The following is a 4,848-nucleotide window of genomic DNA, read 5'->3' as shown; positions in this document are numbered from 1 at the left end:
ACAGTCTGATTCAGACTGCAAAAGTAATTTCAAATCGTTGCGCACCAAATACCATTACAACAAACTGAATTTCAACAATTTCAAAGAACGACTATGATTTTTTAGTGGACACTAATGATATATTATTTATATCTTTCATCTTTCACCGAAAGTCACAAATCCTTTTGTTCATCGTACTTTCAAACCATTGACAGTTCTTTTTCAATCTATCACCCAATCTTTCATCTTTCACCACTTATCACATTCAAAGGAACAGCTATTTCTTTCCTGAACTATTAATAGATAAGTTCCTTTTCATTAAATATAAACTTCCTTTTCATTAATAGAAAACTTATTCCTCACCTGATTCAAACTATAAATGCAAGTTCCGTTTTTATAAATGAAAGTTTCATTTATAAAAACGGAACTTGCATTTATATAATCAAAGCTTTCATTTATAGATTACAAACAGCCAAAAGAAACTTCTCTATTAGAGGAAAGAAACTTTGTATAGGGAAGAAAGGAACTTTTCTATTAATAGCCAATGTAAGGGACAGTACATAAGAAGGTTCCAACAAAGAGAAGATGATATATTTGGAGAGTCCGATAATAAAGCATACCTTTACTCGCCTTTTAAATAAAGAAACATAAACAATAAACACATCTATCATGAAACTTACTTTGATGCGGGACAACGGAGGGACGACAACCATGCGAACGTTGGACATAAACATACAAATAGAAACGATGAAGCATGAAACGAAAGCCCAGCCAGTCAGCAACCTACGCACGAGCATCCGTTACGCATCACCGGACAGCAAGCTGGACGACGTCAAGAAATTGGCCAAAGTTGTCCCGGCTGCCACTTTTCGTAAAATAGTCAATGGTATACAGATGACCGGATATAACGGCATCATACAAATAGAAGTGAATCATCTTGCCAACCGGATGGAAGTAAACCGGGTGAAGCAGGAAGCGGCCGAACTTTCACATACATTCGCAGCCTTTATGGGTTCCGGAGGACATTCCGTGAAAATATGGATACGATTCACACGTCCCGACAAGTCACTTCCTCAAAAACGGGAAGAAGCGGAAATATTTCAGGCAAATGCCTACAGGAAAGCGGTCAGCCTATACCAGCCCGCCCTTTCCTATGCTATCGAACTGAAGAATCCTGCTCTGGAACAGTTCTGCCGACAGACTTATGACCCGGAACTTTATTACAACCCTGAATCTACCGTGATTTACATGCGGCAGCCATTGGAAATGCCTTCGGAAACAACTTACAAGGAAGCTGTGCAAGCAGAAGCATCTCCATTCAAACGGTTGATTCCGGGATATGACAGTTTCGACACATTATCCGCTCTCTTCGAAGCTGCTTTAAACAAGGCATATCAATCACTAAGCGAATTACAGCCAAGAATCCATATTCATTCCGATGAAGACCTGAAGCCTTTGCTGGTTCAGGTAGCGAAGAACTGTTTTCAGGCAGGAATACCGGAAGAAGAGACGATCCGTTGGTCCACCGCCCATTTCTATACAAAGAATAAAGAATTCCTGATCCGGCAAACCATACAGAATGTATATACGTGCGAAAAAGGTTTCGGAAAGAAATCTCCCTTATCAGCAGAACAGGAACTGGAATTTCGGACGGAAGAATTCATGCAACGCCGATATGAATTTCGCTACAATACGATGACGACAGTTACGGAATACCGCGAACGAAACACGTTTTGTTTCTGTTTCCGTCCCATCAGTAACCGCATACGGAACAGCATCGCAATGAACGCACGCCTGGAAGGGCTTAACCTATGGGACAGAGACGTCGTCCGGTATCTGGACTCCGACCGTATCCCTATTTTCAATCCTATTGAAGATTTCCTTTTCAGGCTGGACATCCATTGGGACGGACGTGACCGGATTCGGGAACTGGCAACCCGGGTTCCTTGCAACAATACCCACTGGCCTGACTTGTTTTACCGCTGGTTTCTGAATATGGTAGCCCACTGGCGTCAGACAGACCGGAAATACGCCAATTGTACTGTACCGTTACTGGTCGGTCCGCAGGCATACCGAAAATCCACCTTTTGCCGAAGTCTGCTTCCACCTGAATTACAGGCTTATTATACCGACCGCATTGATTTCAGCAATAAGCGGGATGCCGAACTTTCTCTAAATAGATTCGCACTCATCAATATGGATGAATTTGATCAGAACCGAGTGAGCCAGCAGGCATTTCTGAAACATATTCTTCAAAAACCGGTTGTCAACGTCCGGCGTCCGCATGGCACCGCTACTCAAGAGATGCGCCGATACGCATCTTTCATTGGGACAAGCAATCACAAGGACCTACTGACTGATACTTCCGGCAGCCGACGCTACATCGTCATTAACGTGACCGGTCCCATCGACTGCTCCCCCATTGATTATGAGCAGCTTTATGCACAAGCCATGCACGACTTATATAGAGGAGAGCGATATTGGTTCAACACGGAAGATGAAAATGTCATGACGGAGAATAATCAGGAATTTCAGGTCATGCCGGTTGCCGAACAGTTGTTTCACGAATATTTCCGAGGGGCAAAAGAAGGAGAAGAATGCGAGCAACTCCTTGCCATTGAAATACTGCAACAACTACAACATGACAGCAAGATTCATGTATCTATCTGCAGTATTGTCCAGTTCGGAAGAATATTACAAAAGAACAAAATACCTTCTTTGCATACGAAACGCGGTAATTTCTACAAAGTAATACGAATCAAGCCGGGAAGAGGATAAGTTTGCAATAAAAAATATCCAGTGAAAGATGACAGATCAGTGACAGATCATTTTACATCTATCACCAACGTACAACTACCATAGACAGGGAGTTTCAGCAGAAGGTGAAAGATTGAAAGATAAAAGCATAAAGAAAAGCTTTAGTGGAGGGAGTATAGATATAAGACGAAACATCGCCTAACAAATTTTCGTTCTACTCAAATTGAAAAAATAGACTCATTTAAATGGAGCCTGCATTCAACTTTAGTAGAACGAAAATGATCATGTAGATTAAATAAATTATTAATGAAAGAACCGAAAATTAAGTATAGCGTCATAACAGATTATCTTTTACGATTCTCCGTTTGACAGGTTTAGATTAAACGAATAGTACTTATTTTGCTTTTTTCTTTTTCTTCGCGTTATCCTTCTTACGCATATCCTGGTATTTCTTATATTGTTCATCGGTCAGAATGCTTTTTATTTTAGCATCTATTTCCTGCCTTTTCTTTTGCATTTCTTCCCGCGTAGGTCTTTCATTCGATTTATTTTTTGCAGGTCTCATTTCTTCCATTGCAGCTTTGAAATCTTTGGCCTGCTTTTCATTCAAGCCCAGATCGGCAACAATCTGTTCCATACGTTTCTCTCTATCAGCCTTTCCATTCTGACGATTTTGAGCCATACATACAGTTGAGCCAATCAATAACGCAACTGCCAAACTTAAAATTTGCTTTCTCATCATTTTAATTCTCATATTAAATAAGTTATGTATGTTAGACCTCACAAATGGGTGAAAGTTAATTCGATAATGAGGCCAAAAACTGTTTTTTCACATTATTTATCAAAGGGCAGCTAGTATCACATCGAAAAACGAATAAACGTTTTCTTATCCGGTAAAAAAACAGCAATATCCAGTTTATCGGTTTAGAAATATTATTTCTATATTTGCAGGAAACAGATCAAAAGCTTGACATAACCCTTATGCAAACCTATTACAAAACCGATTAATAATTAAAACGATGAGAACACTTTTCTTTATTCTGCCATTTATCTTTATCACTACAGGATGTATTAAACAGAATACAGAAAAAAGTGATATTTTGACAAAAGAGGATATAGCCAAATTTGACAGTTTATTTAATGCCTGGGAAAAAGAAATACACAACAATCCCAAAGCACAATTAAGTTCAAGTACCCGTGCTTACACCATTTTACCCCAATTCAAAGAGCTAAAAGCTATGGGTAAGAAAATTATCCCATGTATCATAGAACAGTTTGAAAAGGACAATAACACTTTTTTCGCTTTACCTCTTTATGACGAATTACAAGATAATGACAGCCTAAAATCTCACAGAGAAACAAGCGAACAAGATAAAGTGAGCGAGATTGTGCAGAAATTCAGAGAACAGGAAAAAAGAAAGATGTGGGAAGAAGCTAATAGCTACAAGACGTCTATAACCGACACTACTTTCCTGAAGACAAGAGGGACGATGTCGTATGCTGCAATAGATTTATTCACGGGACGAGGTTTCAATAAAGATTACGCATTTAATCAGGTTGTCTATTTGAAAGCCTTACAAAGAGCCCAGAAACATCTGTCTGTCGTAAATGGTCAGTTGGCATGCGACTTAAAGTCAGGTACAGAAATATATATTTCCGAAGATTTATACCTATTTATCACCGACCTTTTTAAGGATTGGAATACGTGGCTGGAATCGGGAAAATATGAGATAATAAAAGACGAGCAAGGGCTTTATACAGTGTTACCTAAGAAAACCAACCAGTCATCGCAAACGAACTCCGTCACATTGCGACCTATTCCCCGTGACATTCCGGCTGGAGAGGACATAAGTCCCGCTTCGCTTTCTATAGAAACAGAACACGATCATTATCCGCTATCAACTACAGAAGTAAAAATAACCATCACCAACCACTCTCACTATGAATATGAGTGCGAATTTCGGTATGACCAACGAGTTACGAGGAGTAGAAAAGAAAAGAGGTTGTGTCAAAACGCTGACACAGCCTTTTTTTATGCGCAAAGCCCAGACTTTCTCAAGCCCGGGCTTTGTTATTACCCAAAGTTTTCGTATCTTTAGGTATAAAGTTTTT

General features: G+C 39.6%; 2 protein-coding genes and 1 pseudogene. 2 read left to right on the top strand and 1 reads right to left on the bottom strand.

Going from position 1 to position 4,848, the window contains the following annotated elements:
• Nucleotides 1-648 precede the first annotated feature (648 nt).
• Nucleotides 649-2,757 carry a BT4734/BF3469 family protein gene (locus N5O98_RS26875; RefSeq protein WP_022199848.1) on the top strand — a complete coding sequence of 703 codons (2,109 nt, stop codon included), beginning with the start codon at nt 649-651 and terminating at the stop codon, nt 2,755-2,757.
• A gap of 373 nt (nt 2,758-3,130) precedes the next feature.
• Here N5O98_RS26875 and N5O98_RS26870 read toward each other — a convergent pair whose 3' ends face one another.
• Entirely contained in the window at nt 3,131-3,475 is a 345-nt protein-coding gene (locus tag N5O98_RS26870) for a hypothetical protein (RefSeq protein ID WP_008776923.1), read from the bottom strand.
• Between the two features lie 280 nt (nt 3,476-3,755).
• Between N5O98_RS26870 and N5O98_RS26865 the strand changes: the two are divergent.
• Nucleotides 3,756-4,703, top strand: a pseudogene (locus N5O98_RS26865) (immunoglobulin-like domain-containing protein); the annotation flags it as partial.
• Nucleotides 4,704-4,848: the final 145 nt, after the last annotated feature.

Origin of the sequence: Bacteroides sp. LFL-34, assembly GCF_027257075.1 — a bacterium.
Classification (GTDB): Bacteria; Bacteroidota; Bacteroidia; order Bacteroidales; family Bacteroidaceae; genus Bacteroides; species Bacteroides ovatus.
The sequence above is the reverse complement of the archived record's forward strand: the minus strand, read 5'-3'. Positions and strand labels throughout refer to the sequence as shown.